Genomic DNA, 1580 nt, shown 5'->3' with positions numbered 1-1580 from the left:
CCACAAAATACGCGTGCATGGATTTCACGCGCTCTTTCACTGGCGCTTTCAGCAGGATCGAATGCCCTTCATAAACCGGCTGGGGGTATTCGGGTAATTTCCATCGCGGCAAATCCAGTGCGTCTACTGCCTGAGACAAGCCGCTGGAAGGCGTGCGGTCCGTGGTTGCAAAGCGCACAAGGTGAATGGCTGCGGCGATCTTGTCCTCTGTTGTGCCCCCGAATTTCCCCTGTTGCGCCCAACTCACGACCTCCGCTTCAGRCTGTCCGGAAATGTGATGCCCGACCAGCGCGGACTCCCAAATGTGAGGAGCGCGGCTTTGTTTCGCCAGCATTTCAAAGCCGGCCCAGGCCTCTTTGGAATGGCCGCTTGCATGAAGAAGCCCCAGATAGTCCCGGTAAGCATACGACTCCTGGTAACGTTGCGCACGCCGCAAGGTGCCGGCCATCGCGCCCTGAATATCGCCGGCAAGAAGCTTCAGACGCGCATCGCTCGTGATTTCACCGGACGACCCCGACCTCTGAGACGCGGCGATTTGATAAAACGGCCTGGCAAGGTCGAAATAACCCGCCCAGTAAAAATACGACCCGGCCTCATAAGCAAGGTTCGCGGTGGCAACCCGGCCGTCTTCGGACCCCTTCCTGAAGCCCTCGTAAGAATGGAACATCTTGGCGGCGGCCTTGACGTCACCCGCCGCGAACAGCATCCATGCCACATCGCTATAGGAAGTCCACCGCGTGGGTGCCAGCTTGAGGTTGTCGCGATAGTAAGCCTGCGCTTTCCCGGTGTCTCCCTGCCTCGTAGCCTCGGCGCCGAGGATGCTATTGAGTTCCGGGGAGCCCACAAAACGCCCGGCGATTGACGCCAAAAGATCGGTGTCCCGCCCCTGGTCGGGGAAAAACTGACGGTATAGCCCGTGCAGCTGCGAGAAGGTTCCGATTTCCGAAGTGGCATTCTTCAAAGCGGCAATTTCGTTTTCAACATGCGTCTGCAAGTTGCCGCCGTCTGCCCAGGTCCAGTAATAAGGACGGAACGGAACATCGGCATAGTAAAGATTGTCGTAGTGTCCATAGTACTGACCGCCGTCAGCATTGAAATGATTCAGGGCCCTTACTGCGACGAGCGACTGGCCTTGCTCCCAGTAGGCTGCGTCGAACGCGTTTTGGTGCGCGGCCTTGAGCAATTGCTCTTTTTCGGCTCCGGCGGACTTTGCAGCGAGCCTTGCCTCCACTCTTGAGCGCTCATACGTGTAGTACGGGTAACCCTTGTAGGTTGCGTCAATAGTGTTCGCAAAAACCAAGGCCTGATTCGGAATGCCCTGGACGTCGGACAGGAAATTGATGCGGCTCATCAGGTTGTCATGGCCAATAGCCTGGAGCAAGTCCAGATAGTCAAACGGGCCCGGCTTGCCAGGTGTGAGCCCACAGCACAAAATGGCCGTGTTGGCCTCGATGAACTTGCGGCCGTGATGAAACACCGACAGATTCACCATGGCCTGAACCTTGTCGGGGTCGGCAAGGGGCAATGCCGCGCGTGCCATGTCCGCCATCGCGTAACCTTTGACCGGCAGTTCATAGTCA

The 1580-nt window shown here is 57.7% G+C and carries 1 protein-coding gene; it reads right to left on the bottom strand.

Features of this window, described 5'->3' with window-relative positions; all coding sequences use genetic code 11:
- Positions 1-1580: tetratricopeptide repeat protein (locus AC1DWI_RS22520; protein ID WP_477725829.1), on the bottom strand; the 1580-nt coding region annotated here is incomplete at both ends.

Source organism: Polaromonas sp. P3_C2 (assembly GCF_056402675.1).
Note: the sequence above shows the minus strand (reverse complement) of the source record. Positions and strands in the feature narration are given on the sequence as shown.